The 26,949-nt window shown below is 70.0% G+C and carries 23 protein-coding genes; 6 read left to right on the forward strand and 17 right to left on the reverse strand.

Annotated elements, in window-relative coordinates:
* Nucleotides 1-1,876, reverse strand: a 1,876-nt coding sequence (locus WYM_RS10045) for an FAD-binding and (Fe-S)-binding domain-containing protein (protein WP_157525064.1), incomplete at its 3' end; no start/stop codon positions are given.
* Nucleotides 1,877-1,904: 28 nt separating this feature from the next.
* Here WYM_RS10045 and WYM_RS10050 point away from each other — a divergent pair.
* Nucleotides 1,905-5,105, forward strand: coding sequence for a glycoside hydrolase family 2 TIM barrel-domain containing protein (locus WYM_RS10050; protein WP_237739386.1), 3,201 nt, complete (start codon nt 1,905-1,907; stop codon nt 5,103-5,105).
* A gap of 70 nt (nt 5,106-5,175) precedes the next feature.
* Here the strand turns inward: WYM_RS10050 and WYM_RS10055 are convergent, their stop codons facing one another.
* The 7 genes from WYM_RS10055 to WYM_RS10085 all read right to left on the reverse strand — a co-directional run bounded on the left by WYM_RS10055 (nt 5,176) and on the right by WYM_RS10085 (nt 13,798).
* Nucleotides 5,176-5,886, reverse strand: a complete 711-nt coding sequence (locus tag WYM_RS10055) for an AIM24 family protein (RefSeq protein WP_019180704.1) — start codon at nt 5,884-5,886, stop codon at nt 5,176-5,178.
* Nucleotides 5,887-6,159: 273 nt separating this feature from the next.
* Nucleotides 6,160-7,752: an HNH endonuclease signature motif containing protein gene (locus WYM_RS10060; protein ID WP_019180705.1), complete on the reverse strand. Its 1,593-nt coding sequence runs from the start codon at nt 7,750-7,752 to the stop codon at nt 6,160-6,162.
* Between the two features lie 89 nt (nt 7,753-7,841).
* Complete coding sequence (locus WYM_RS10065) at nt 7,842-8,672, reverse strand: MerR family transcriptional regulator (RefSeq protein ID WP_157525066.1); 831 nt, start codon at nt 8,670-8,672, stop codon at nt 7,842-7,844.
* Between the two features lie 48 nt (nt 8,673-8,720).
* Nucleotides 8,721-9,173, reverse strand: coding sequence for an NUDIX hydrolase (locus tag WYM_RS10070; protein WP_019180707.1), 453 nt, complete (start codon nt 9,171-9,173; stop codon nt 8,721-8,723).
* A 38-nt stretch (nt 9,174-9,211) separates the two neighbouring features.
* The gene (locus WYM_RS10075; RefSeq protein ID WP_019180708.1) at nt 9,212-10,492 is read right to left on the reverse strand and encodes a four-carbon acid sugar kinase family protein; all 1,281 of its coding nucleotides are present in this window, start codon (nt 10,490-10,492) and stop codon (nt 9,212-9,214) included.
* Entirely contained in the window at nt 10,485-11,771 is a 1,287-nt protein-coding gene (locus WYM_RS10080; protein WP_051008114.1) for a RuBisCO large subunit C-terminal-like domain-containing protein, read from the reverse strand. Before WYM_RS10080 ends, WYM_RS10075 begins: the two co-directional genes overlap by 8 nt.
* Nucleotides 11,768-13,798 (reverse strand): glycoside hydrolase family 127 protein, encoded by a 2,031-nt coding sequence (locus WYM_RS10085; protein WP_019180710.1) that lies wholly within the window; start codon nt 13,796-13,798, stop codon nt 11,768-11,770. The genes WYM_RS10080 and WYM_RS10085 overlap by 4 nt, the downstream gene beginning before the upstream one ends.
* Before the next feature lie 156 nt (nt 13,799-13,954).
* On the opposite strand from WYM_RS10085, the gene WYM_RS10090 reads away from it, so the two are divergent.
* From WYM_RS10090 to WYM_RS10105, 4 genes are all read left to right on the forward strand, one after another.
* Complete coding sequence (locus WYM_RS10090) at nt 13,955-15,304, forward strand: ABC transporter substrate-binding protein (RefSeq protein WP_019180711.1); 1,350 nt, start codon at nt 13,955-13,957, stop codon at nt 15,302-15,304.
* Nucleotides 15,305-15,371: 67 nt separating this feature from the next.
* Nucleotides 15,372-16,253 carry a carbohydrate ABC transporter permease gene (locus WYM_RS10095; RefSeq protein ID WP_019180712.1) on the forward strand — a complete coding sequence of 294 codons (882 nt, stop codon included), beginning with the start codon at nt 15,372-15,374 and terminating at the stop codon, nt 16,251-16,253.
* A 1-nt stretch (nt 16,254) separates the two neighbouring features.
* On the forward strand, nt 16,255-17,169 hold the full coding sequence (locus WYM_RS10100) for a carbohydrate ABC transporter permease (protein WP_019180713.1): 915 nt from the start codon (nt 16,255-16,257) through the stop codon (nt 17,167-17,169).
* 5 nt (nt 17,170-17,174) lie between these two features.
* On the forward strand, nt 17,175-17,837 hold the full coding sequence (locus WYM_RS10105; RefSeq protein WP_019180714.1) for an aspartate/glutamate racemase family protein: 663 nt from the start codon (nt 17,175-17,177) through the stop codon (nt 17,835-17,837).
* Here WYM_RS10105 and WYM_RS10110 read toward each other — a convergent pair.
* On the reverse strand, nt 17,834-18,814 hold the full coding sequence (locus WYM_RS10110) for a sugar-binding transcriptional regulator (RefSeq protein WP_019180715.1): 981 nt from the start codon (nt 18,812-18,814) through the stop codon (nt 17,834-17,836). The genes WYM_RS10105 and WYM_RS10110 overlap by 4 nt on opposite strands.
* A gap of 82 nt (nt 18,815-18,896) precedes the next feature.
* Between WYM_RS10110 and WYM_RS10115 the strand changes: the two genes are divergently transcribed.
* A complete protein-coding gene (locus WYM_RS10115; protein ID WP_019180716.1) occupies nt 18,897-19,448 on the forward strand; it encodes a hypothetical protein in 552 nt (183 codons plus the stop codon).
* Between the two features lie 13 nt (nt 19,449-19,461).
* Here WYM_RS10115 and WYM_RS10120 read toward each other — a convergent pair whose 3' ends face one another.
* Genes WYM_RS10120 through WYM_RS10155 form a run of 8 tightly spaced genes read right to left on the reverse strand, consistent with a single transcriptional unit; the run spans nt 19,462 to nt 26,911 of the window.
* Nucleotides 19,462-20,316: a hypothetical protein gene (locus tag WYM_RS10120; protein WP_019180717.1), complete on the reverse strand. Its 855-nt coding sequence runs from the start codon at nt 20,314-20,316 to the stop codon at nt 19,462-19,464.
* 26 nt (nt 20,317-20,342) lie between these two features.
* Nucleotides 20,343-21,998, reverse strand: a complete 1,656-nt coding sequence (locus WYM_RS19870; protein ID WP_019180718.1) for a sulfatase-like hydrolase/transferase — start codon at nt 21,996-21,998, stop codon at nt 20,343-20,345.
* Nucleotides 21,982-22,743, reverse strand: coding sequence for a RibD family protein (locus WYM_RS10130; RefSeq protein WP_019180719.1), 762 nt, complete (start codon nt 22,741-22,743; stop codon nt 21,982-21,984). The genes WYM_RS19870 and WYM_RS10130 overlap by 17 nt, the downstream gene beginning before the upstream one ends.
* A complete protein-coding gene (locus WYM_RS19875) occupies nt 22,740-23,711 on the reverse strand; it encodes a lysylphosphatidylglycerol synthase domain-containing protein (RefSeq protein ID WP_019180720.1) in 972 nt (323 codons plus the stop codon). Before WYM_RS19875 ends, WYM_RS10130 begins: the two co-directional genes overlap by 4 nt.
* Nucleotides 23,699-24,511: a hypothetical protein gene (locus WYM_RS10140; RefSeq protein WP_019180721.1), complete on the reverse strand. Its 813-nt coding sequence runs from the start codon at nt 24,509-24,511 to the stop codon at nt 23,699-23,701. The genes WYM_RS19875 and WYM_RS10140 overlap by 13 nt, the downstream gene beginning before the upstream one ends.
* Nucleotides 24,508-25,545, reverse strand: a complete 1,038-nt coding sequence (locus tag WYM_RS10145) for a glycosyltransferase family 4 protein (protein WP_019180722.1) — start codon at nt 25,543-25,545, stop codon at nt 24,508-24,510. The genes WYM_RS10140 and WYM_RS10145 overlap by 4 nt, the downstream gene beginning before the upstream one ends.
* On the reverse strand, nt 25,542-25,937 hold the full coding sequence (locus WYM_RS10150) for a 6-pyruvoyl trahydropterin synthase family protein (protein ID WP_019180723.1): 396 nt from the start codon (nt 25,935-25,937) through the stop codon (nt 25,542-25,544). Before WYM_RS10150 ends, WYM_RS10145 begins: the two co-directional genes overlap by 4 nt.
* On the reverse strand, nt 25,934-26,911 hold the full coding sequence (locus WYM_RS10155; RefSeq protein WP_019180724.1) for a zinc-dependent alcohol dehydrogenase: 978 nt from the start codon (nt 26,909-26,911) through the stop codon (nt 25,934-25,936). Before WYM_RS10155 ends, WYM_RS10150 begins: the two co-directional genes overlap by 4 nt.
* Nucleotides 26,912-26,949: the final 38 nt, after the last annotated feature.

Raw genomic sequence — 26,949 nt, forward strand, 5'->3', positions numbered from 1 at the left:
CGCAGGTGTCGAGACCCGCGTAGTCGTAGTCGCGTTCCAGCTCCTCCACGAGAGCGTGATCCCCGGATGCCTCGGCACGGGCGATCGCGCGGCGCGTGACGATCCGCTGCCGGGGCGTCAGGGTCAGGTCTTTGCTCGGGCACACCGGCTCGCAGTATCCGCACTCGACGCAGCGATCCGCCTCGGTCTCGATCGGGTCGGCCAGCTTGATGTTCTTGAGGTGCGCGTCCGGATCGTCGTCGATGATGACGCCCGGGTTGAGGATGCCCCTTGGATCGCACAGGCGCTTCAGCTCGCGCATGACGTCGTAGAGCTCGCCGCCGTACTGCCGCCGGACGTACGGCGCCATCACGCGGCCCGTGCCGTGCTCGGCCTTGAGGTTGCCGCCGGCGCCGAGCACGAGGTCGACCATGTCTTCGGTGAAGGCGGCGTACCGGGCGAGCTGGTCGTCGTCCTCGAATCGGTCGGTGAGCATGAAGTGGATGTTGCCGTCCTTGGCGTGCCCGAAGATCACGCTGTCGCGGTAGTCGTAGCGCGAGAACAGGGTGTGCAGGCTCGCGCAGGTCGGCGCCAGCGAGGCGACGGGCACCACGATGTCTTCGAGCAGTGCGGTGGTGCCGCTCGGCCGCGCGCCGGCGACCGAGGCGTAGAGGCCCTTGCGCAGCTTCCAGGCGGCGGCGCGATCGGCGGCGTCGGTCGAGAAGGCCGCGGCAGCCTCGAGCGGCTGCGTGCCGAGCGAGAGCGAGCCCGCCGCGACGAGATCGGCGAGATGCTCATCGTCGTAGGCCTGGTACTCCACGAGGAGCGCGGCCTGCTCGCGCACCGCGAGACCGGTGATCTGCTTCGGCGCGCCGGCCAGCGACTGCCCGACCCGCAGCGAGGTGGCGTCCATCAGCTCGAGGGTCGCGGCCTCGGTGGCGACGAGCTCGGGAAGGGCGCGCGTCGCCGCCTCGATGTCGGGGAAGACGGCGAGCGCCGTCGCGATGCGCGGCTTGATCGGCACGGTGCGATAGGTGGCTTCGGCGACGAAGGCGAGAGTCCCCTCGCTGCCGACGATGAGGTGGGACAGCAGCTGGGCCGGGGTGTCGAAGTCGAGGAACGCGTTGACGGCGTACCCCATGGTGTTCTTCATCGCGAACTGCCGGCGGATGATGTCGACCGAGTGCGGGTTCGCCACGACCCGCTCACGCAGGCGCAGCAGCCGGTCCACGAGCTCGGGCTCGTCGGCACGCAGCCGTGCGTCGGCGTCGGGGGCGCCGGAGTCGACGACGGTGCCGGAGGGAAGTACGAAGACGAGCGACTCGAGCGTGCGATACGTGTTCTCGGTGATGCCGCACGCCATCCCGCTGGAGTTGTTGTTGACGACCCCGCCGATCGTGCAGGCGATCTCGCTCGCCGGATCGGGGCCGAGCCGGTAGCCGTGGCGGGCCAGGCGGGCGTTGACCTGGCGCACCGTCGCGCCCGGCTGCACGCGCACGCGGCGCCCCTCATCGAGGACGTCGATACGCCGGAACCTCCGGCGCACGTCGACCAGCAGCCCGTCGGTCGCGGCCTGACCCGACAGGCTGGTGCCGCCGGAGCGGAAGGTCAGTCGCGATCCGGACGCGTTCGCCGCGCGGAGCAGCCGGCCGACCTCGGCGGCGTCGTCGGCGACGATCACCGCTTCGGGAGTGAGCAGGAAATGCGACGCGTCGGCGGCGTACGAGACGCGGTCGAGCGAGCGGGTCTTGATGCGGGATGCCTCGGTCACGGCCCGAGCGATCGCCTCGGGTACGCGAGCCGGCGCGATGGTCTGCCCCCGAGTCTGGGATGGGGAGATGCCGCTCGCCACCTTGCTCACAACGCAACTCCTCGCTCGGCTAGACTGCAGATGCATTCGAACTGGAATGGATATGCACACTCCTATGGTTATGCAGACTACCGGAACTTCGTCGACGGACTCCATCGAGGCCGTCGACCTCGCGTCGGCGGCTGCCGATCGCCGACCTGATCGCTACTGGGAGAGCACCCGCCCCGGGGCCGGTCGGCGGGAGCCGCGCGCGGACGCCCCGAGCGACGCGCGCGTGCAGAGCCTCAACGGCACGTGGCGGTTCCGCCTGTCTCCGACCGCCGCGGGCACCGGTGACGCCTGGTTGAGCGACGACTTCGACGACGCGTCGTGGGATGCGATGCCGGTGCCGTCGCACTGGGTGCTCGAGGAGTTCACGCCGCTTGCGGGCGGGCCCGCTCGGCGCATGCTCGGCACGGAGCAGGGGCCGCTCTACACGAACACGGCCTACCCGATCCCGCTCGATGCGCCGCACGTTCCGGTCGAGAACCCGACCGGCGACTACCGCCTCGTCTTCGACGTCGCCGACGACTTCGGACCCGCGGTGCTGCGGTTTCAGGGTGTCGACTCGTGCGCGAAGGTGTGGCTCAACGGCGAGGAACTGGGCTGGTCGATGGGCAGCCGCCTGCCGTTCGAGTTCGACGCCCCCGTCCGCGCGGGGCGCAACGTGCTCTCCGTGCGCGTGCACCGCTGGTCGTCGGGCACCTACCTCGAGGACCAGGACATGTGGTGGCTGCCGGGCATCTTCCGCGATGTCGAGCTGCTCTCACGCCCCGTGGAGGGCATCGACGACCACTTCGTGCACGCCGACTTCGACGCGTCGACGGGCATGGGCACCCTGCGCGTGGATGCCTCGACCTCGGCGATCGTCGAGATTCCCGAGCTCGGCATCCGCATGCCCGCCGGCGAAGCCGTCACCGTGCCGGTCCAGCCGTGGAGTGCCGAGAGTCCGCGGTTGTATCGCGGCACGCTGACCTCGGCGGACGAGGTGGTCGGATTGGCGGTCGGGTTCCGCCGGGTAGAGGTCGTCGACGGCGTCCTCTTGGCGAACGGCCGCCCGGTCACCTTCCGCGGGGTGAATCGCCACGAGCACCACCCCGGCACCGGTCGGACGCTGGATCGCACGACGATGATCCGAGACATCGTGATGATGAAGCGCGCGAACATCGATGCGGTGCGCACCAGCCATTACCCGCCGCATCCGGACTTCCTGCGGCTGTGCGACGAGTACGGGCTGTGGGTCGTGGTCGAAGTCGACCTCGAGACGCACGGCTTCATCTACGCCGGCTGGGAGGGCAATCCGCCCGCGGAGCCGGCATGGCGCGACGCGCTCATGGATCGCCTGCGCCGCACCGTCGAGCGCGACAAGAACCGGCCGAGCGTCGTCGTATGGTCTCTCGCGAATGAGAGCATGACGGGCGAGACGTTCGGCGAGATGCGCCGGTGGCTCGAGGAGCGTGATCCGTCGCGTCCGGTGCTGTACGAGCGGGATCCCAGCTACAAGGACTCCGACTTCTACTCGCTCATGTATCCGTCGCTCGAGCTGCTCGAGAAGATCGGCCGCCGTGAGGAGCCTCGTGGCGGACGGCTGAGCATGCACGGGATGGTCGTCGACGAGTCGGGGCTCGCGCCGCTGCCCGAGGGGGTCACCGAAGCCGACGAGGAGCGCCGCCGCGGGTTGCCGTTCCTCCTCGTGGAGTACGCCCACGCCATGGGGAACGGGCCGGGGTCGCTGCAGGACTATTGGCGCATCATCCGGACGCACGACCGGCTGTGCGGGGCGTTCGTGTGGGAGTGGATCGACCATGGATTCTCGGCGACCACGGCCGACGGCATCCCGTTCACGATGCATGGCGACGACGTCGACTACGACCCGCGCGGCGGCCGGTTCAGCCTGCACGGGCTGGTGTTCAGCGACCGCACGCCGACGCCTGGGCTGATCGAGCTGACCAAGGCGCACGAGCCGATCGCGATCGAGGTGCACGCTCGCACGGTGCACATAGTGAACAACCGACATAGTGCCGATACGGGCGATCTCGTGTTCCGCTGGTCGCTCGAGGCCGACGGCGCGCAGGTGGCGGGCGGGCTGCTGCCTGTGCCGCGATTGGCGGCGGGCGCGTCCGCAAGGATCGCGACTCCGGATGCTGCGACCGCCGCCGTGGGCCGCTCCGACGCCGTGCTGACCGTGGAGGCGGCGCTCGCGGCGGGCACGCTCTGGGCGCCCACCGGGCATGTACTGGCCTGGGGGCAGCGCGTGCTCACGGATGCTTGGTCCGCCGCGCCATCCGCCTCTGCCTCGGCATCCGTCGCGCCATCCGCCCCGGCGGCCGGCCCTGCCCAGGTGCACGCCGCCGACAAGCCTCGCGCTTCAGAGACCGCGCAGTCGGACGCGTTCCGACCTCCGCGTGGATCCTCGATCGCGGCGGTCTCCTCGCAGCGGACCGAACTCGTGCGGTTCGGGGCAGGGGAGTTCGACCCGGTCACCGGGCGTCTCGTGAGGCTCGGTGACCTCGAGATCGACGGGCCGCTGCTCGACCTGTACCGCGCGCCCACCGAGAACGACCACGGCCAGGGCGCGCTCAACGACCTCGCGTCGGTGTGGCGCAAGACGGCGCTCGACCGGCTGCTTCATCGCATCGACAGGATCGCGGTGGATGACGAGCGGCTGATGGTACGCGGCCGCACTGCGCCGCGGACCCACCCGCATGGCGTCGACTGGACGATGAGGTGGACGCCGGACGGCGGCGGCCTCGCCCTCGATGTCGCCGTCGACTTCGTCGGACCGTGGGCCGACACCCCCTACATGCACCGAGACATCTGGGTGCCGAGGCTCGGACTGCTGTTCGCGCTTCCCAGCGCTGCCGATCGCGTCACCTGGTTCGGGCGCGGGCCCGGCGAGACCTACGTGGACTCGCACGCGGGCTCGCGCATCGGCCGGTTCTCTCGCACCGTCGACGAGCTGCAGGTGCCGTACCCGGTGCCGCAGGAGAACGGCAATCACGTGCAGACCCGCTGGCTGGAGGTCGCGGGCCAGGGGATGCCGTCGCTCCGTGTCGACGCTCGTCCTGAGTTCGACTTCACGGCACGGCGTTGGACGTCGCACGATCTCGCGCGTGCCGACAAGCCCCACGAGCTCGTGGACTCGGGCCGGGTCTGGCTGAACATCGACCATGCGCAGCAGGGCGTGGGCTCGGCGTCGGTGGGTCCTGCGCTTCCGGAGCAGTACCGCATTCCGCGCCGGCACACGGAGTGGAGTGTGCGGCTGCAGGCGCACTGACGACGACGAAGAGCGGATGCCGCAGCCACCGTGGGCCGACGGCATCCGCTCTTCTCAGCTGTCGTCCGGCTCAGCTGTTGTTGGAGGAGCTCTTGTCGGGAAGATAGGGCTCGATCGCGGCGGCCAGCTTCGCCGGCGTCATCGACTGCAGCCAGACATGTCCGGGCCCGTGGAGCTGGGCGAGGAAGAGCGAATCGCCGAAGAACTTGTTCTTGACGCCCTTGATCGTGGCGAACTCCATCTGCATCTCGGCACGGTACAGCGCCAGGTGTCCGGGATGGATGAGCAGCGACTGGCCGGCCTGCAGCTCGTACTCGACGATCTCTCCCGCCAGTTGCACCCAAGACGTGCCGCTGCCGGCCAGCTTCTGGAACACCACGCCCGCGCCGCCGAAGATGCCGGCGCCGAGCTTGGTCTGCAGTCCGACCGACACCTCCACGTGCGGCGTGCTGGCCATGTACGAGCCGGCCTGCACCATGAACTCGTCGGCCGCGTCGATGGTGAGCTCCCGGATCGTGCCCGGCAGCTGCGCGGCGAATGCCACGAATCCGCCGCTGGTCGGGGCGGTGTACTGCGTGAGGAAGAGCTGGCCGCCGCCTATCATGCGCTTGAGGCCGCTCATGAAGCCGCCCTTGCCGCCCGACCCGAAGCCGGTCGACGTCTCGATGTCGAATCCGGGCGTGAGCCACGAGACGTCGCCGCCCTCGGCGATGATCTGCTCGCCCGCGTCGAGGGTGATCTCGAGGACGGGCATGGTGGTGCCCGAGATGTTCGTCTTCATGTGTCTCCTCCGGGTCTTCGCGGGCAGTGTTCACATCGGCAGTGCCACGTCGGCAGTACCGCTGTGGGCGACCTTAGCGCGGGCGGGTGTCCGACGCGTCCGGCGAACGCTCTCGTGTTCGTCCGGCCGACCCGAACTCGCGGTGGCTCCGACGCGCGCGACCGTCATCCGTCAACGGCTGTTTCCGGGGCGGGGTGGGCGAACGGGACCGCGTCAACGTCGCATTGGTTTGCTTCGTTGCTCAGTCCACCGTCGCCCTCGCCCCGCCGTCGCTCAGGCGGCGGGGCGGAATCTTCGAGGTGGTGGCTGCAGGTCGCCCCACGCATAGCGCCGGGCAAGCCGCGGGAGCAGCGTCACCGTCTCGCCGCTGTTCGGTGGGTGGAGAAGGAAGTCACCCTTGCCGTCGCGCGTGATGCGCCATCCGCCGTGGTGAAGCTGCATGTGATGCCAGCGGCAGAGCAGGATGCCGCGGTCGACATCGGTCCGGCCGCCTTCGCTGTACGGATCGATGTGGTGTGCCTCGCAGTAGCTGGCGGGTCGATCGCAGTCGCGCCAGCGGCATCCGCCGTCGCGAATGGCGAGCGTGAGTCGCTGTCGCGCGGAGTACAGACGCGCTTCGCGACCGAGATCGAGCGGGTTGCCGTGCGAGTCGACGCTGCAGGTGATGGTGCCGGTGTCGCAGGTGTGCTGGGCGACCAGCCAGCCGGGAACCGTGGTGTCGGTGTCTTCGAGGAGCGCGACGGCGGGCCGGCCGGCGAGCGCATCGGCGTGAGTGTCGACCGTCGCGACGATGCGGATTCCGGCCTGTCGCGTTCCGAACACGGCGTCTGCATCGGCGAGCGCGCCGGCGCGCAGCACATCCAGCATCAGGTCGTAGGCGAGTTGGTCGTTCGTACGCGGATCGGTGGCGAGCTCCTCAGCGCGGGCCTTCTCGTCAGGGTCGACGAACCGCGGTCCGCCCCTGCGCGGTCGGAGCGCGGTGTCGATGATCGACTCGATCCATGCTCCGCCCTCGTCTTCGAACGTGAAGCTCCCGTGACGGATGCCGTCGCGATCAGTCCACCGGCGGAACGATCGTGCGTCGAAGCGCTGCTCGAACCGGAGCTCGGCGCCCTGCGGGTCGAGCAGATCGCGGATCGTGCGCGCGGCGGATGCCAGTTCCTCCACTGTGCGCTGCGCGGCTTCGTCGATCAGCTGGGAGGCAGCGGTCTCCCACGCCGTCCTCATCTCGGTCGCCTGGGCTGCAGTCTCAGCGACGTCCCGTGCTCCGTCGCCAGGCGAGGTCTCCGCGCTCGGCGAGTGTTCGACGGGCGGCTCGCCGAGTCCTCGGTAGATCGCGTCATGCTGCGCCGAGGTGAGCGCACCGGTCATCAGCGCATCGCCGAGGACGGCGTGCCAGGGTCGCGGCCGATGTTCGACCGGCGCACTCGATCGAGCTCCCGGATCCGTCTCGTCGACGAGCGGCGCGTGCCCGTCGCCCGCTTCGTGCGCGCCCGCGAGGGCACCGTCCAGAGCGGGTGCGAGTCCCGTGGCGAGAGCCTCGCCCAGGCGCACCTGCTTGGCCGCCTCGGCACGGGTGGTGCCGGTGAGGTCTTGAATGAGCGACACCGTCGAGCGGTGCCCGCGCTTCTGCGCCAAGCCGCTGTGCCCGGCGTCGCGGGTGGACCGAGCCGCCACGGCGCCCGAACCGGCAATCCGTACGCACTCGCCACCCCGCACCAGCACACTCGCGTGCTCGATGAGCGCCAGCACCTTCTCATCGGCGATTCTCTGCACCACGGCAGGAATCTCGAGGGCATCCACATCCTCTCCGACCACTGCTCGCAGCGCATCGAGCGCCGTCTGCAGATCGGAGAAGAATGCCATACTCCATCATGACGGGAGCCTCCGACATTCGCCCTTATGAGCGACGGACCGGAACATAGAGCTCACCGCCCGCGCCGCGGCGAGCCCGCCTACGCCTCCTCGACAGGCACCTGCAGTTCGGTGACCCAGTCCGGGCCGGGCTCGTGGCCGTCCGCTTCGAGGTAGACCTCACGGCAGGGTCCGGTCATGCGGTAGCCCTCGTCGATCACGCGCCCCATCAGCCGCGACCACGACTCGCCGATGCCCGACATGTCGCCGCGATGGATGAGCGTCGCCATCGTCTCCGCAGCGGGGAGCGTGACGATGTCGTAGCCGTCTCCGGGCTGCGGCTCGGATTCGGCGACGTACGAAACGTGGACGGCGAGGTCATCCGAATCCGGCACGGGCTCGTACCAGAAGATGCCCGGCTCGATGATCTCCCGCCCGGCAGCCTCGAGCGCATCGTCCAGCCCCGTGATGATCGTCCCGACGACGGGGCTGATGTTCTCGGGACCGCTGCCCGGGGCGATCCCCGAGGAGGCGTAGACGGTGACGGCGTCGACGCGACGGTACTGCACGTTCTCTGACATGGCGGTGCTTCCTTCCAGGAGGGAGAGTCGCCGGTCGATGCGCTCCAGCCGCACGGTGTCCGCGTCGATGGCGGCCGCCAGCTCTGCCCGCCGCTTCGCGAGCACGCGACGGATCACGGTCTCGTCTGAATCCAGCGCCGAGGCGATCTCCTCCAGGCCGACGCCGAGCTCGCGCAGCTCGACGATCCGCAGCAGCCGTGGCAGTTGCGTGCTCGCGTACCTGCGATATCCCGAGTGCGGATCGACGTGGGCCGGAATGAGCAGGCCGATCGCGTCGTAGTGACGCAGCATCCGCACGCTGACGCGCCCGAAGGCGGCGAACTCTCCGATGGTGTACATGGTGCTGGCCACGTTCGACCATGACACAGTGTCAGGGTCAACCACAGCGCCGCGACCGGATCAGAATCCGAACGACAAGAGGCTCGACGCACATCCGCTGCGGATCGCCTCGAGGGCGAGCCGCTCATAATCGGGCATTCGCTCGGGCAGCGCGTCGAGGTCGAACCATGCGAGCTCGGCGCACTTGTGCGGTTCGAGGATCTGGGGTTCGCCCGTCCACGAATCACACGTGAAGAACCAATCGACTCGTTGCTCGCGCGGCTCTGCGGTGCCGTCGGTGCGCTGCATGACCGTGGAGGCTTTCAAGCCGGCCGGCTCGACGATGACGCCGAGCTCCTCTCGCGACTCGCGGATGGCTGCGTCCACGGCCGTCTCGCCGAGCTCGATGTGACCGGCGGCGCCGGCGGTCCAGTAGCCGTCCATGTAACCGGTGTTGTGCCGCAGTTGCAGGAGCACGGCGCCGGAGCGGCGCAGGAAGACGTACGAAGCGGGCACGAGAGAGACGCGAGGCATGGCGCGCAAGACACTACAGCCTGCTCGACCGATCGCCGTCAGGTTCCAAGCGCGGCGACGTCGGTGAACAGCGTGTCGGCGCCGACCTGCCCGCCCTTCAGCAACAGCTCCAGCCCGTCGACGGCGGGGTCGGACGCGTGGGCGCGCAGCAGCACGACATTGCCCCACGGGTTCGCCGCGATCGAGAGAGACTCGACGCTCAGCAGCCGCGTGACGCGGCTGGACGTGTCGCCGCCGCACACGATCACGCGACGGGTCGCTCCGTCCCGCACGGCGGAGAGGACGATGGATGCCGCGGCCTCCGCGATCGCCTCCAGCACCGGTCGCGGGCCGGCCGAGGTCGTGTCGGCGTCGTCCGAGGTCAGCACGACGCCACGCCCCGACCTCAGCGCCCCGAGCACCTCGTCGATCGTCGAATCCACGGCGTCGACGCTGAGCGGAATGGGCCGGACCAGCCAACCGGCGGCGGCGGCGGCATCCGCCTGCCGTCTCGTCTGAGCCGACCGGCTGCCCGACACGACGAGGACGGGGCCGGACGCGGGTGTCGCCGTCGGCAGTGCCGCCATCGTGCCGCGCGACGCCGCGGCGATGCCGTGCGAAAGCCCGCCCGAGCCGATGGCGAAGATCGGTGCCGGCAGCGCGCCCAGCGCCGCTCCCACGGTCTCGAGGTGCTCGTCCGTGAGCGCATCGAGCACGAGCGCCGCTTCGGGCGCATCGCGCAGGCGGCGGGGCAGGCCGTCGTCGTAGGCCACGAGGGGCACCGAGCCGACAGGGAGCGAGGTCTGGAGGCCGACGTGCACGGCGAGATCGGCCTCGGTCATCGGGGTCGAGGGATGCGTCGACATCGTCGGCTGGCGGTCAAGGCGATAGACGGTGCCGCGCTCCGCCGCGAAATGCTGCCCGAACAGTGTGAAACGGCCGAAGTCCGGCTGCGCGAACAGCATCGGCACCGGCCGGTCGCCGAAGACGTCGCGGCCGAGCTCGATCACGCGGCCGAGGCTCCCGACCGTCGGGGCCGAGTCGGCCGTCGAGCACGCCTTGTACTGGACGATCCGCGGCGAGAGGCCGCGGAACGCCTCGAACACCGGGCGCAGCTCGGCCTCCATCGCCTCAGGATCCAGCGAACGCGAGATGCCCGCGACCCCGACCACGTCGACCTCGGCTGCCGCCTCGGCGAGGGCCGCGGCATCCGGAATCGCCGTGAACAGGCGCCCCGTCCATCCGCGCCGCGCGAACTGCAGCAGCGCGTCGACGCTGCCGGTGAAGTCGTCGCCGTAGAACGCGACGACCTCGCCGGAGCGACGGGCCGATTCAGACACGGACAGGTCCGAACAGCTCGGCCGCGCGGCGCAGCGCCGCCGAGCGCTCGAAGGCGACGTCGACGGGCTCGCCGAGCGCCGCCGACGCCCACGCCTCGCGCATGCTCGCGACGCCGGCCGACGCTCCGTCGGGGTGACCGTGAATGCCGCCGCCGGCGAGCACGAGAAGGTCGGTCGTGCGCACCGCGGCGTAGGTCGCGTGCGCGAGGCCGCCCCACTGGCCGGACGACAGCACGGGGACTGTCGGCGTGAGGCCGAGCAGCGGCTCGCGGACCGCCGCGATGGAGTCGAGCACCTGGTCGTCCGTCTCGTAGAACTTGTTGCTGATGCCGTTGGTGTGCAGGTGGTCGGCGCCCGCGAGGCGCGCGAGCTTCTGCCACGCACGGAACCCTATCCCCACCTGGTCCGAGCGGCCGAATGCTCCGAACATCGCGCGGTGCCCGTGGATCGGGACGGCGCTGTGGCGTCGCAGGAACTCGAGTCCCGAGACGCCGATTAGGTTGATGCACGCCATGACGCAGGTGCCGCCGGCCTCGACGACGAGATCGTGGTTGGCCTCGAGGCGCCCGATGTCGTCGGTGATGTTGAAGGCGTACATCGGCTTGCGGCCGGTGCGGTCGGCATAGCGCTCGAGCACCGGCATGACGGCGCGCACACGCTCGGCCAGGGGTGCGGTGGGCCCGTTGCCCTGCAGCTCGTCGTCCTTGATGAAGTCGATGCCCGCCTCGGCGAGCTCGCCCACGACCTCGGCGAGATCGTCGGGGGACAGCCCGATGCTGGGCTTGACGATGGTGCCGATCATGGCGCCCTCCGGCCGGCCCATCAGGCGGCGGGTGCCCTCGACGCCGAACGCCGGGCCCGCGTAGCGCTCGGCGAACGCCGGCGGCAGGTCGACGTCGACGAGCTTGATCGCCGACAGCTCTTTGATCTCGAAGAGATTGCCCGCGACGGCCGCCAGCAGGTTCGGCAGCGACGGGCCGAAGTTGTCGAGCGGGAACCGCAGGCGCATGACGGCGCGGCGGCGCTGCGAAGGGTCGCCCACGGCGCCGGGCAGCGGTGAGGATCCGGTGAGCGGAACCTCCTCGATGGACTCCACCTGCGCCGCGAACCGAGCGCGCAGGTCGTCGGACTCCCGCTCGACGCGCACGAACGTGCCGGTGGACTGCTCGCCGGCGAGCACCTCGGCGGCCTGCCGCAGCGGCACCGACGTCTCGATGATGTAGGTCGCGAACACGTGCTGACCGGTCAGCCGCTGACCGGTCGGCTCCGCGCGGCTCATCGCCACACCAGCGGCAGCCAGACCGACATCTCGCCCGCCCCACGGTTGCCCCACGCGAAGTACGGCACCAGTCGCACGGTCGCCGCTCCCAGCTCGGTGTCGGCGAGGTCGCCGTACAGCGCGTCGTCATCGGCACCGGGAAGCACGGCGATCTCGGTCTCGAGCGCGATCACGCGGTGGCCCGCGACCTCGGTCTCGACCGGAGTGAAGCTCGCGCCGCGGCGGAGCGCCGCCTGCTCGAGCACCACGCCGTCGGGAAGATCGGCGCTCTCGAGGCTGTAGACGACGGGCCCGCGGCGCACGGCCACCTGATTCGTCGCCTCTTCGGCCAGCCGGTGGGCGCGCAGCACCCGCACCGGCATCGGCAGAGTGAGCTCGACGACGTCGCCCTCACGCCACTCGCGCTCGATCCGGGTGTAGGTGCCCGGCGCAGTGGCCTCGACCGCTTCGCCATTGACCGTGAGCGTCGCGCCCGACGACCAGCCGGGGATGCGCAGGTGCAGCGGCATCCCACCCTCCGATGCACCGGTGACGGTCCAGGTGATCGTCTCGGCCCAGGGGTAGTCGCCGTCCTCGCGGAGCGCGAGTGCGCGCCCGTCGTCGGTCGCGACGTCGACGCGCCCGCCGCCGTAGAGGTGGAGGTAGAGCCCATCATCGCCGAGCGACGCGGCACGCTCATGGAACCGTGCGAGCGTGCGCGCGATGTTGGGCGGGCAGCAGAAGCAGCTGAGGTACGACTCCCGCAGGCGCTCGTCCGAGGGCGGCGGCTCGGGGGTCGGGTGGATGGCGGTGTCGCCCGGTCGGCGCAGCGGATAGGGCAGGTCCCGCACCTGCCGGAGCGGGTTGGTGTAGAAGTACTCCGAACCGGCGAGGCTGATGCTCGAGAGCAGGCTGTTGAAGGCCACCTGCTCGATGACGTCTGCGTACTTCGCGTCGCCCGTGAGCGACAGCATCCGCTCGCTCCAGAAGATCATGCCGATGTTGGCGCACGATTCGTTGTGGGCCGTGGTCTGCGGCAGCTGATACGCGCGGCCGTACGCCTGGTGCACGCGACTGATCTCGTCCTGCCAGGGCGAGCCGTCGGGCGAGGCGCCGTCGTAGAGTGCGCCGCACCCGCCCGTGATGTACAGCTTCGTGTCGATCACGTCGTGCCACAGCCGCTCGAGCACCTCGACCAGCTCGGAGTCGCCGTTCTCGACGACGAGGTCGGCCAGTCCGGCGTAGAGGTAGTTGGCGCGCACGGCATGCCCGGCCACCGCCGTCTGCTCGCGCACCGGCAGGCGGTCCTGGTTATCGTCGCCGCCTTGGAACTCGTCGCGCACCTGCACGAAGGCCTCGGCCAGGCGCAGGTAGCGCTCGTCGGCGGTGGCGCGATACAGCTCGATCACCGCCATGTAGTGCGAGGGGCAGATCGCGCTGCGGGCGAGCTCGACGGGCTTGTTCGTCGCCAGGTCTTCGAGGAACGACGCCGCCTTGCGCGCCGCGTCGAGCAGCGTGGTGGATCCGGTCACCTCGTAGTGGCGGACGCCTGCGGTGATGAGGTGTCCGAGGTTGTAGGTCTCGAAGTGGAAGCGATCGGCGAGGGCCACCGCCGATTCCTCAGTCACCCCTGCTTCCTGAGCCTGTCGAGGGGCTTCGTTGCGTGCCGAGATGATGGTCGGCGTGTGCAGGTAGCCGTCTTCGCGCTGCACCGAGGCGATCAGCGAGGCGATCTCTTCGATCCGTGCGGCGAGTTTGGGGTCGGGGTCGGTCTCGAGCCGGGCGATGGCGGATTCGAGCCACTTGTAGAAGTCGCCGTCCATGAAGGGCGGGCCCTGGTGGATGCCCGGCTCGAGTCCTGCGGCGATGCGGAAATTGGCCAGTCCCGGGCTCACGGCCGGATCGCTCAGCGACGACCAGATCTGCGGGATCGTGACGTCGCGGGTGCGATCGTGCACGTCGCCCCAGAAGCCGCTCGCCCACCGCGCGCTGCCGGCGTCGAGGGGTCGCAGCCGGGCATGTGCCCGGAGCGCTGTCGTGGCGGTCATGAGGGTGGTTCCTTCCGAGGGGCGTGAGGTCACTGTAGTGACGATTTGAGCACGAAGTGAATAGAATTTCAACACTGAGTGTTGACACACCTTCGAATCCTGCCTACTGTCGTGCTCGTACCTTTCACCCGCATGGCCGTCGTCAAGGAGGACGCTATGAACACCCGCAGCAGCAATCGCCGCCGCACCCTCGCCGCAGTCGGCATCGCTCTGGCCGCCGTCATGCCGCTCGCGGCCTGCGCCGGCGGATCCGGCGGCACCGGCTCCGGTGGCGAAGGCGGCGCCGGCGGATCGGGAGGCACCGATCCCGACGCCTTCACCGTCATGACCGCGAACGAGAACGCCGTTCTCGAGGAGCAGCTCACCGCACTGGCCGAAGGGGCCTGCGAAGCCGAGAACGAGGCTCTCCCGCTGGAGCACCAGAAGGTCGCACAGGCCGACACGGTCCAGAAGATCACCCTCCTGGCCAGCCAGGACGCGCTCCCGACGCACACCATCGCCGGCACCGCGCTGATCCGCCCCGACGGCGACCTCGGCGCCGCAGGCCTGGTCGGCGACCTGAAGGCGGCGCTCGAGGGCGCCGATGCGTGGGACAACGTGCTTCCGGCCGCAGCCTCCACCGTCGAGCAGGTCTACGGCGGCATGTTCTCGATGCCGTACCAGTACAACATCGAGGGCATCTTCTACAACAAGGAGATCTTCGCCGACAACGGCATCGAGGAGCCGCAGACCTGGGACGAGCTCGTCGAGGTCGCCGCGACCCTGCAGGACGCCGGAGTCACGCCGATGACGACGGCGGGTGCCAGCGGATTCCCGCTCACGCGCCTGCTCGGCATGTACATCTTCCGCAACGTCGGCCCCGAGGCGATGGCCGCAGTGCGCGACGGCGACGCCGAGCTCACCGAGCCCGAGTACGTCGCCGGTGCCCAGGCGCTCGCCGACTTCGCCGCGGCCGGCTACTTCGGCGAGGGCTTCTCGACGCGCGACGGCGACACGTCCACGAACGCGTTCCTCACCGGTCAGGCCGCGATGACGTACGACGGCACATGGCTCCTGAGCGCCATCAACGACCCCGAGCGCAATGAGATCGGCGGCGAGAACATCGGCTTCATGCCGTTCCCGGCGGTCGAGGGCGGCGAAGGCTCGATCGACCAGTACCCGGCCAACGCGGGCGCTCCGATGATCGTCGCGGCCACGCAGTTCGGCCCGAAGGTCACCGACTGGATCAGCTGCATCGCCGAGAACTACGGTCAGCAGGCTCTGCAGGACGCCGGTGTCATCTCGGGCTTCAAGGTCAACGGCGAGGTCACCGACCTGTCGCCGAACACCGCTGAGATCCAGGAGCGCATCGAAGGCATCGACGAGACGGTGCTGTGGTTCGAGGCCCTGTTCGACCCGAAGAGCAACTCGCTCGCGTCCACCAACGCGACGCTGCTCACCACGGGTCAGATGAGCGCCGAGGACTACATGGTCGACCTCCAGGCCAGCATCGACGCCAACCGCTGATCCTCTGCCGGACCTCCCGAGCACCTAGGCTCGGGAGGTCCGGCACTGAAGAGAAAGCCTCCGCCTGATGAACTCCATCTTCGGCGATCGCAAGACGATCATCATCTTGCTGGCACCCGCCCTCCTCCTCTACACGCTCCTCAAGGTCGTCCCGGTCCTCTGGTCGTTCGGCCTGTCGTTCTTCGAGGGCAACACCCTTCGCGGCTTCGACTGGATCGGGCTCGAGAACTTCACCACGTTCTTCACCGACGAAGCCGCGCTGCAGTCGATGTGGGTCAGCATCTTCTTCGCGATCGTGGCCACGATCGGCCAGGTGGCGCTCGGATACGGGCTCGCGCTGCTGTACGTCTTCGTCCTGCGCAAGGGCTCGTCGTTCATCCGCACCATCGTGTTCTTCCCCGCGATCCTCCCGACCGTCGCCGTCGCGCTGCTGTTCAAGAGCTTCGTGGCGGTGGGCGACAACCAGGGCCCGGTCAACGACATCATCAACTTCTTCGGCGGCGAAAGCGTCGAGGTGCTCGCCTCGACCGTGGGCACCATGTCCACCGCGATCGTCATGACCCTGTGGGGGTCGATGGGGTTCTACGCGATCCTGCTGTACGCGGGTCTGCTCGACATCCCCGAGGAGATCATCGAGTCGGCTCGCCTCGACGGCGCGAACGGATTGAAGCTGGTGCGGCACATCGTGCTGCCGCTGTCGCTGCCGATCCTGCTCTCGTCGATCATCTTCAGCCTCAATGCGACGCTGAAGGTCTTCGACAGCCTGCTGGCCCTCAACAACGGTGGTCCGGGTACCTCGACGGCGCCGCTCACCCTGTACATGTACCGCACCGCGTTCGAATACGCCGAGTACGGCTACGGCTCGACGATCGCGCTCGTGCTGACGCTGCTGTGCCTGGTGTTCACGCTGGCGATCTTCCGGTCCTCGCGACGGAAGGCGGAGGTCTGACATGACGACGACGCAGATTGATGCCCCGGCCACCGTGGCCGTGCCGACCCGGCGCAAGCCGGGCCGCAGCCCCGCCCAGCGCACGGCCCTGAGACTGCTCCGGCGCGTGCCGGTGTGGATCCTGGTCGCGGTGCTGATGGTGGTCGTGCTCTACCCGCAGGTGTGGATGGTGCTCGGCTCGTTCAAGACGCAGGCCGAGTTCCTCTCCAACCCCGCCCTGTCGCTGCCCGAGACGTGGCAGTTCGACAACTACATCTCGGCGCTGACCAACGGCAACGTCGGCCAGAACTATCTCAACAGCATCATGGTGACGATCCCATCGGTGCTGCTCATCGTCTTCATCGGCGTCGCGGCCGGGTATGCGCTCGAGGTCATGATCTGGAAGGGCCGCAACGGCACCCTCCTCTACATCCTCGCTGGGATCATGGTGCCTGGGCAGATGATCCTGGTGCCGCTGTTCATCGTGTACTTCCGGATGGGCATCACCGACTCGTTGCTGCCGCTGATCATCACGTACACCGTGATGGGACTGCCACTGACGACGTTCCTCATGGCGACGTACTTCCGGTCCGTCCCGCGCGAGATCTTCGAGGCGGCGACGGTCGACGGGTCGGGACCGCTGCGCTCGTTCTTCGTGATCGGCGTGCCCATGATGAAGAACGCGATCCTCACGGTCGGTCTCGTACAGTTCTTCAGCGTGTGGAACGACCTGCTCATCGCGCTGACGTTCACGACCCGGCCCCAGCTCGCGACGATCCAGGTCGGCCTGCTGAGCCTCAGCGACGAGTACGGCTCGACGCAGTACGGGCCGCTGTTCGCGGCGGTCAGCATCAATATCGTGGTGCTGCTGATCGTCTTCCTGGCGCTGAACAAGAAGATCATGGCCGGCATGGCCGGCGGAGCACTGAAAGGCTGACAGACATGACTGCATCCGCACCGCGCGTGGCGTTCCTGCACACCGGGGCGGTCGTCATCCCGCCCGTGATGGAGCTTGCCGGCCAGCATCTGGCGGGCACGGCCACGGTCAACTACCTCGACGACAAGATCGTCGCGGATCTCGGCGACGCCGAGCGAGCGGCATCCGTTCCCGAGCGCCTCACCGATCTCGTGAGAGCGGCGCAGAGCGCGGGGGCCGACGTCGTCATGCTGACGTGCTCGTCGATCTCGCACTTCGCCGCTCCGGTCGGCGAGGCGGTGGGCATTCCGGTGCTGCGCATCGATGAGGCGATGGCGGATGCCGCGGTGCAGGCCGGCGACCGCGTTGCCGTGCTCGCGACCCTCCCCACGACGCTGACGCCGACGCTCGGGCTCATCCGCGAGCGGGCAGAACTGGCGGGCCGTTCACCTCAGATCGCGAGCGAAGTCGTCGACGGCGCCTTCGCCGCGGTGTCGGGGGGAGACCGCGACACCCACGACAAGCTGGTCGCCGCGGCGATCGAGCGCCTCGCGGCCGAGGCCGACGTGGTCGTGCTGGCGCAGGCGTCCATGGCGAGCGCCGCCTCGGTGGCTCGCGTGGACGTTCCGGTGCTCACGAGCCTGGAGCCCGGCATCCGTCGCCTGAGCGAAGCCGTCGCCGCGCTCTAGGAGCGCGCGGCGAGCGCCTCGGCGGACCGCAGGTCGGTCACGAGTGTCGTGACGAGCCCGCCGGCGAGCGCACCGTGGATCGCCTCGAGCTTGCGCGCACCGCCCGCGATGCCGACGCGGCGGGGGATGCTCATCAGGTTCTCGACCGGGATGGCGATGATGCGGTCGTCGAGCTCACCGCGCACGAGGGTGCCGTCGGCGCGGAAGATGCGGTGGCAGATGTCGCCGACGGCGCCCTGGGCGAGGAGGCCTTCGCGCTCCTCCGCCGCGAACGCGTTGCCGCTGGTGGCCAGCACGTCGGAGGGCTCGATGCTGCCGATGCCCATGATCGCCATCGTCAGCTCGCTCCAGTGCCGCGTCACCTCCTGCATGGACGGGTCGCGCAGCAAGCTGTCGCGGATCGCCGGATCGGCGACGACTCCGGGGGCCTGAACGTACACGGGCTCGGCGCCCAGCATGCGCGCGAGTTCGCCGAGGATGCGGTTGGAGTGGCTCTGAGCCTCGGGAGCGCCCACGCCGCCCAGCAGCTGCACCACCTCGGTCGCACCGCGAACCGTGAAGGGGCGCATGCGGTCGACCATCGCGAGGATCGTCTGGCTCCATGACGAGACGCCGATGCGGTCGCCGCCCGAGAGGGTGGCTTCGAGGTACGCGGCGGCGCCCGCGCCGATCGAGGCGAGCAGCTCGGCTTCGTCGGCGTCGGTGTCGACGTCGACGATGACCGCCTCGGCAAGGCCGTAGGCATCTTCCAGCTGCTCTTCGAGCTCGGCGTAGACGCCCGGGGCGACGGTCACGATGGTGCGGACGATCCCCACGGACTCGGCACGCTTGAGCAGACGCGAGACCTTCGCCTGTGAGATATTGAGCGCAGAAGCGATATCCGCCTGGCGGACGCCGCGCTCGTGGTACATGCGCGCGACCTTGGTGAGCAGGCGCACCTGCCCGTCGACGGGCCGGGTGTAGCGGGTCAGTGACACGGAGACTCCGATCAGGGCGACTCCGATTGAGGATTCGCTAACGAAAGGATATTCACTTCACGCTCCGAGGGCTAGGGGGCTGATGAATCGCCGTCGCCCCCGCTTCGCCGATGACCGGGTCGTGCGCCGCTACGCTCGGGGCGCAACGGACATTGGGGGTCTCGTGTACTTCGTTTTCGTTCTCGCCACGACCGTCGTCGCGCCGCTGGTCTCGGGCTTCATCCACGGCACGGCCGCTGACTGGGCCGATGGCCCGCTGTTCTACTTCGGGCTCTGGTGGGTGTTCTGGGGGATCGGCGTGCGCCTGTTCGCCGCCGGTATCAGTCAGATCGCTCGCCCGCGCTTCACCAGCAAGAACATCCTCGGGATCGACGCCCCGCAGGCCGATCAGGTCGTCCAGGAGCTCGGCTTCGCGAACACCGCGATCGGTGCGGCGGGGCTCGTCAGCGGCCTCGTCCCGGCATGGGCGCCAGCGATCGGCTTCGTCGGCGGAGTCTTCCTGGTCCTCGCCGCACTCCGGCACACGCCCAAGATGAACAAGAACGCCAAGGAGTGGACCGCGCTGCTCACCGACTATCTCGTCGGCATCATCGCTCTGGCGTTCGCGATCACATCGCTGCTCACCGCCGGGTAGGCGGCGTGTGCCCTCAGCCTGTGCCGTGGGCAGGGTGCTCGCTGTGGTCTTCGACGTCCGGCTCGGCGCGCAACGCGTCGGCGATCGGCTCCTCGGGGCGCGGTGGAACCGTCTCGTCGGCTTCGAGCTCGGGAATGCTCGGCTCGTCCGGGAGAGGAACGTGGTGCTCGGGCGAGTGCTGTTCGTCTGTGGTCACGGCAGTCCTTTCGGCGGATGGAATGGGGGACGGATTCCTTGCGGTCTCGCTGCTTCCAGCGGCGGCATCCCTCGCCTGTGCGACGGCTTCGTCGGCCCACAGCACCTGCTGGGGCGTGCCCCAGCGGATCGCGGCGTCTCGGGCTGCCTCGAAGTGCGCGATGGCGTCCGCGCGTCGGCCGGCGTCGAGGTCGGCCCAGCCGGCGTTGTTGTGCAGAGAGACTCGCCAGCGAAGCGTCCGCGGATCGTCGGACGTCTCCAGGGCACGGAGTGCCGCGTCGGTCCACGTCTCGGACTGCTCGGGCTCGGCGATGGCGAGCATGTGCAGTGCGTCGACCTGCAGAAAGACCAGGCCGTCCGCCGAGGCGGCGTCGGCGGCGGCGAGGAAGTACGCCACTGCGGCGTCGGGGCGCCCGGCCGAGGTGCGCAACCGGCCCCGTTCGAGGGCCGTGCGTGCGGCGACGGCCGCGCTCTCGATCGAGACCGCGTCGAGCACGGCGTCGGCGTCGTCGAAGCGCTCCTGCAGCCCCAGCGCGCGGGCGATCTGCGTCTCCAGCTCGGCGCGCGTCGCCGGGTCGGTCGCGGCCTCTCGCGCGCCGCGAAGTCGGGCCTCCGAACCGACGGGGTCGGCGAAGTCCCACAGCTCATCGAGCAGGATCTGGCTCACGCTCACGTCCGCATCCTAGGTCGCGCCCGCGCTCACCGGCTGAACGCCTCGACGAAGCGGTCGCGGAACTCGTCCATCCGCCAGACGGGTGCGGCTGTCGAGGGATGGACGCCTTCCTCCCAGCTCCACGATGAGATCGCGGCGAGCACCGCGCTGTCCTTCGCGATGATCGTGACCGGTACCTCGGGGCCGGCGTCCGGGCCGCTCACGATGCGCGCGGGCTGGTGATCGCCGAGGATCACCAGCACCAGGTCGTCCTGATCGAACGTCTCGAGGTACGAGAAGATGCTGGCGAGCGAGTACTCCACCGAGTCGGCGTAGAGATCGCGCACCCGTTGCGGGTCGGTCCATGCCGCGACCGGCGCCTCGCCGTCGCCCACCTGTGGTGCGAACACCGAACCGTCGCCGAGCTTCTCCCACGGCACCAGACGGGGCAACGGCGTCCAGGGCGTGTGCGACGAGACGAGATCGATCTCGGCCATGACGGGTCGGGGCTCGGCAGCCAACTGGTCGTGGAAGACCTGCAAGGTGTACTGGTCGGGCACCCGGGCGTAGCCGAAGGCGGGGCCGCGGTAGCCCATGCTGCGGGAGTCGAGCACCGTGTCGAAGCCGTAGAACGACTCGCCGGCATCCCAGTCGCGGACGTTCGAGGGGACGACTGCCATCGTCTGCCACCCCGCCGCACCGAACGCGCCGGTCAGGGTCTCGCGATCCTGCGCGAGCAGCCAGTCGTGCGTGCGCGGCGAGTCCACCCACAGGCCGCTCTGCAGCGTCGCGTGCGCCAGCCAGCTGACCCCGCCGAACGTGGGCGACGAGAGGAACGCGCTCTGCGCCGAGTATCCGTGGCGGGCCAGTGTCTCCGCACCCTCGTCGAGCGTGCGCGCGATGCCGCCCGTGAACGCTGACGGCTCGACGGCCACGCGGCCGTAGCTCTCGACGAAGACGATGGCCACGTCCGTGCCGGCGAGGGCGGACATCAGGTGCGCGGGGGGCGCGGTAGCCAGCGGGTCCGACTGCAGGGCGCGTTCGAACGCCTGCTGCTCCTGAACGCTGGCGACCGCGCGTGCTGACGAGGCGACCAGCATCTCGCCGGTGCGGGATGCCGCGACGGGCGTGCCGGGGACGATCTGGGCGTTCACGAGCGAGCACACGATCCACGCGCCGGCGACGACGGCGACCATTGCGCGACCGCGTCGCCCTGCGTCTCGAGCTTCGTCTCGAGCGGTACGGGCGATACGCAGCGCCGCTGCGGCCAGGACCACGCCGATGCCCACGACGAGCGCGCCGGCGAGGAGCAGGACCGAGACAGCGCCGACGGCACCCAGTGTGTCCTGTACGACGCCGTAGGCGTCGAGAAGGGCGACGCCGTCTTCGGCGAGGTCGAACGGCCGGTCGATCGTGGCGCGGAAGGCGAGATCGAGCGACGCGAGGACGACCGCAGCCACCACCGCGGCAGCGAAGAGCGCCGCGGCGAGCGTCCGCATCGACGGCCGCATGAGCGTCGCGAGCACGAGGAGGATGACCAGAGACTCCGCGGGAACCGCAAGCAGGGCCGTCGGGCTGCCGGTGCTCAGCGCCCCGGGAGCGAGGGGCACCGCGAGAAGCGTCGCGCAGGCGAGGAGGGTGAGCGCCCCTCTGCCGCCGGCGCCGTCGCGGCTTTCGATCCCGACCTCACGCCGTCGGATCATCGTGCGCGCTCACCCGGTCCCCGGCCGCGGTCCTGCCGTCGACATGGGAGAACGGCGTGCCCGACGGGCAGCGCTCCGAGAGGGCGTAGCGAAGCAGCACCACGTCGCCGATCCGTCGCGTGTCGGCCAGACGCGCCCGCCGTGTCGCCGTCCACGGGAACGCGCCTGCCTCGACGAATCGGGGGGCACGCGACTCGCCGACGAAGAAGGGTGCGATCACCAGCTGCAGCTCATCGGCGATGCCTTCGCGAAGAAACTGTGTGTGCAGGCGCCCGCCGCCCTCGACCATCAGTCTCTTCACACCGCGTTGGGCGAGGTCCTCCGCCACGTCGTGCATCGTCACGAGGTCGCTGAGAGCCACCACGGTGGCGTGGTCGCCGAGGAGGGACGCGATGCGAGGCGCCTCACCGCGCGGGCAGTAGACGAGCTTGTCGATGTCTCCCGCGGTGAAGAACGACGAGGCGGCCGGCAGATCGCCGGTCGCTGTCACGGTGACCTTCACCGGAGAAGCGCTCCGCCCGTCTGCGATGCGCTTCAGCTGGCGATCGGCGCTGCGTACCAGCAGCCGGGGATCGTCACGCCGGACGGTCGAGGCCCCGACCATGATCGCGTCGCTCTCTGCGCGCAGCTGGTCGACCCGGTCGAAGTCCTCGGCGTTCGACATCGCCAGTCGGCGCGGTGCCTCGGTGTCGAGGTAGCCGTCGATCGACATCGCGCAGCTCAGGACGATGTACGGAAGGGTCATGGTGCCGCGCGCCTTCCTGAAGCGGCCATGCCCTCGCCGCCCCGCAGGAGCGAGGCGGCTATGACGAGAGCGCCCGGCGCGAGAGCGATGAGCGACAGCACGCCGTACGCGGTGGCGGCAGCGATCCCGGCCGCAGCACCCAGGCCCGCTGCGCCGAACGCGAAGGCGGCGGCCGCCTCGCGGGGCCCCCATCCGCCGAAGCTCAGGGGGATCGACGACGCGAGCACCGCGATCACTGCCGCGACCATCATCTCTCCGGAGGAGGCGGGCACTCCTACGGCGGCGCAGGCGACGAGGAAGGTGGCGACATGCGCGGCCAGGACGACGACGGATGCCGCGACCACACGCAGCACGGTTCCCACGGTCGCGAAAGCTCCGCGCAGAATGCCCAGCTCGCGGTGAAGGGCGTCTCGTGCCCGACGGCTCGCCAGCGCGACTCCGATCGCCACGAGGACGACTCCGACCATCAGCGCCATGGCGGGAGCGTAGGCCGAGAACCCGATCGACGCCACCACGGCCACGGCCAGCACGAGCTGGACCGCCTGCCCCGCCGCGCGCTCAGCGGCGACGGCGCGCGCCGCCTGAGCGAGACGCACCTGACTGCGCCCGTGCGACACCGCTCTGTCGACGTCGCCGATCACGCCACCGGGCAGCACGGAGTTCAGGAACTGCGAGCGATAGTAGGCGGCGACCGACTCCTTCCAGCCGAGACGCAGTCCGAGGCGGCGAGCCAGGACCCTCCACCGCCAGGCGGCCGCCCCCGTCGCCGCCGCCGCGAGCAGGATCGCCGCCGCGATGGCCGGAGGCGACACCGCCGCGATCCCACGGACGAAGGGTTCGGCACCGGCCACGGCGACGATCGCCCCGAGCAGCGCGATGCCGACAGCCGCCTTGATCCACGGCCGCCATAGCGGCGCTGCCCGCACCCACCCGCGGGCCGAAGCGGTCACGGCGCTCACGGCGGCCACGCCAGGAAGTCGATGTGCTCCACGATGACCCGCAGCTCTCCGGCCGCGATCTGCGCTGCACGTTGCCGGGCGTACTCCGCGGCCCACTCCCGGAGTGCTGGTCGCTGCGCGACCGCGGCCGCGAGCCAGCCGTGCATCCACTCCGAGACCAGGGCACGGTCGCCACCCGCCAGTCGCCAGTGCGAGTCCGCCACGCTCACCGACCACCCGGCGGACCGGAACAGGTCGGCTGCGACGGCAGGGGCATCGGGCCCGAGCAGGCGCCGGCCCTCGACCGTGCGCCGCTGGTGATCGTTGAAGGAGGCCGCGAACAACCTGTCGCCGGGATCCACCGGGTCGAGCAGCACCTGCCCCGTCACCGACAGCGCGAACAGCGCGGGCGCCCCGGCGTCGATGCAGGCCGCGACGATGGCCGAGATCTCATCGGCGGAGAGGACGTCGAGGAGCGCGGAGGCGGTGACGAGCGATGCGCCGTCCAGATCGCGGCCGCGCAGCGCCCCGAGCTCGCCGGGTCGTGTGCGCACCGTGATCGACGCTCCGTCCCGATCGTGTAGATCGGCGCTCGCCGCGTGCTGCAGGAGCGCGTCGTTCCAGTCGTGCAGCACCCACGTCTGGGGTCCGGGAAGCAGCGGAGCCAGCCACCGCGGCATCGACCCGGTTCCGGAGCCGAGATCGTGGATCGTCACCGGAGGGCGCAGCATCCGCCCCGCCTGCGCGACGAGCGCGTGTGATCGCGAGCCGGCGTCGGCAGCCTCCCGCAGGGTCAGCCAGTCGGCCGACACGGGGATCACGGCGCTCATCGCAGCCCCGCGAGCGCCGAGTGGATGTCACGCGCGGTGTCGCTCCAGCGTCTGCGGCTCGGAGCGGCGCGTCTGGCGGCAGCCGACATCTCGGCGCGGCGCGCGGGATCCTCGAGCCACTCTCGCAGCGCAGAGGCGAGGGCTTCCCCGTCCTGCGGCGGCACGAGCATGACCGCCTCTGGCGGCTGCGCCGCTTCGGGGATGCCTCCGACGTCGCTCGCGATGACAGGGATGCCGCGGCTGAGAGCGTCGGCGACCGCGATCCCGTAGCTCTCCGTGCGCGAGGGAGCGACCAGGACGTCCGCGGCTGAGTAAGCCTGTCCGAGTTCTCGCGCGTCCAGCACGCCCGTCCAGTTGATGCGGCGCGACAGCCCGGCCGCCGTCGCGTCGGCGGCGGTCCGCTCGGCGAAGGCGCGATCGGTGGTCACCGACCCGGCGAACGTGCAGGTCCACGTGGGGTTCGTGCTGAGATCGGCGAGGGCCTCGACCAGCGTGTCCTGGCCCTTGTGCGAGGCGACGACACCGACGCACAGCAGCGACCCGCCTGTGGAGGATCCCGCCGCCGGGGGTGCTTCGTCCGAGCCGGGAGTCGCCACGACGATGCGTTCGGGCCGCGCGAGCTCGTGCCGCGCGAGCTCTCCTCGGAGCCACTCGCTCGTGGCGATGACGCGATGCGCGCGTGCGAGAGCGCGGCGCTCGCCGTCGATCGCGTGCGGGTCGGAGTCGTCGAATGCCCCTGCCGCCATGTGCGCGAGCACGATGATGCGAAGCCGCCCGGCAGCGGCCTCGATCGAAGACGGCGCGCGCGTCGCGATCAGACCGTCCACCAGCACCAGGTCGCCGTCCGGTGCAGCCTCGAGCGGATCCGGTCGCCGGGAGGAGCCGACGCTCGTCGGCAGGACGTGCACATCCCAGCCGAGGCTGCGCAGCTCTCCGCTCACGCGCTGGTCGTAGACGTTGCCCCCGCTCACGCGCTGGGGGTCGTCGAAACCCTCGGGGACGACGAACCAGACGGTGGAGTCGGGTGCGGTCACAGGTCCACCTCGAACGAGGCCCACGCGATGTGCGACTCGCGCAGCGTCACCACGATGCCGGTGAGATGCCCTCCGCCGAGCTCATCGGCGTGAACCGCCTGCACGAGACGCTCGGCGATCACGCTGCACAGACGCTCGGTCGTCGTGTTGACGCCGGCGAACTCCGGCTCATCATCGAGGTTCCGATACGAGAGGACGGAGAGGATGCCGCGCAGCGCGTCCGATGCGCGTCCGATGTCGACCACCACCCCGTCGGGGTCCAGCGAGCCGGCACGGAAGGTCGCATCCACGACGTACGTCGCGCCGTGGAGTCGCTGAGCCGGTCCGAACGCCTCGCCGGTGAGGCTGTGGGCGATCATCATGTGGTCTCGAACGGTGACCGAGTAGGTCATGCGGGGTCCCTCCAGTCGATGGTGTGGCAGAGGCCGGGCAAGGATCCTGCCGCGATCCGCGCCATGACGTCGGGGAGGTCGCGCCAGGAGGAGTCGCCGGTGAGCAGGGAATCGAAGGCGGGGTCGTGCAGCAGCCGCAGCGCGAGCGCGAGTCGGTCGCCGGTCGTGCGGCTGCCGCGTCGGCGCGGCGAGACCATGCCGACCTGACTGGAGCGGATGGTCAGGCGCCGGGAATGGAAGGCGCCGCCGAGCCGCACGTTCGCGGGTCGATCGCCGAACCAGCTCGCCTCGATGATCTCGCCTTCGGTGGCGGCCGTGTCGATGGCCAGCTGCAGTCCGTCGCTCGATCCGCTGGTGTCGATGATGAGATCCCGCTCCGTCGGGGCGTCTTCCGGATGCGCGTAGGCGACGCCGAGGCGTTCGCACACATCCGCTTTCGCCCGATCGATGTCGACGACGGCGACCTCGACTCCCGGCATGCCGCGCGCGAGCCGGGCGACAGCGCAGCCGATCATTCCCGCACCGATGACCGTGATCCGGTCGCCGACGAGGGGTGCGGCATCCCACAGGATGTTCACCGCGGTCTCGACCGCGCCGGCCAGAACCGCGCGGCGCGTGGGAACGCCGTCCGGCACGATGGCGACGGCGGACGCGGGGACGACGAACTGCGACTGGTGGGGGTGAAGGACGAAGACAGTCCGCCCGGCTGTGCCGTCCGGCCCCTGCTCGACCACGCCGACGGTGAGATACCCGTACTTCACCGGCGCAGGAAAGTCGCCCTGCTGAAAGGGCGCGCGCATGCGCTCCCATTCGGTGTACGGCACCTCGCCGCGGAAGACGATCGATTCGGTGCCGCGGCTGATGCCGGTGTAGAGGGTGCGCACGAGCACATCGTCCGCTCCCGGCGCCGAGACGGGCTCGGTGCGAAGCGATGCGCGGCCCGGTGCCTCCACCCAGTACGCGGTGGCCATCATCGGGAGCAGGCCTCGATCGCCGTCGTCAAGGCCCCCTT

The sequence above is a fragment of the Microbacterium yannicii PS01 genome, from assembly GCF_000304335.1.
GTDB classification, from domain to species: domain Bacteria; phylum Actinomycetota; class Actinomycetes; order Actinomycetales; family Microbacteriaceae; genus Microbacterium; species Microbacterium yannicii_A.